1 protein-coding gene is annotated in these 619 nt (G+C 46.4%); it reads left to right on the top strand.

What is annotated here, in order from left to right:
* Positions 1-149 precede the first annotated feature (149 nt).
* The coding region (locus tag ICN41_RS11220; protein ID WP_216293013.1) for a condensation domain-containing protein at positions 150-619 on the top strand (470 nt) is incomplete at its 3' end.

The raw sequence follows: 619 nt of genomic DNA, 5'->3' as shown, positions 1-619 counted from the left end.
TGCCCAGCAATCCACAGTGAAGCATCGATCGCTGCGCTCAAAGCGTGTTGGATCAAGCAATTAATCGAATTGACTGAGCACTGCCTAGAAGATCCTTTGGCCAATCGCTATACGCCAGGTGATTTTGAACTTTCAGAATTCGAGCTTTAATGACAAACAATAAAAAACGTCCCGGCCAACTCGACCAAGCAACGCTTGATGAACTCTTGCGTCTTTATCCGGATTTACAGGATATTTTGCCTTTAACACCGCTTCAACAGGGATTAGCTTTTGAGAGTGTTGCATTAAGTCCTAATACCCATGATCCATACCATGTTGCAGCGCTCTTTATTTTTGAAGGGGCCTTGGATCCCAAAGCAATGGAACGTGCTTGGACCCAGCTTATTGCCCGTCATGCAGTCTTGCGTTTAGTCCTAGCGCCTACCCACTTAGCACCTAACAGAGCCATCATTTGCAATCAGCAATTTGTTGATTGGAAAGTGCTTGATTTATCTGGTACTAAAGCACAGCGCTTAGCGCAGCTAAAAGCAGATGATCTAGCCCAGCCTTTTAATTTAGAGCAAGGTCCGCTGATCCGAGCACGCTTAGCCGCCTTAGGCGAGCAAGAGTATGCGCTTCT

The sequence above is a fragment of the Polynucleobacter sp. 15G-AUS-farblos genome (assembly GCF_018882445.1).
Lineage (GTDB): Bacteria > Pseudomonadota > Gammaproteobacteria > Burkholderiales > Burkholderiaceae > Polynucleobacter.
This window is presented reverse-complemented; position numbering and strand designations above follow the sequence as displayed.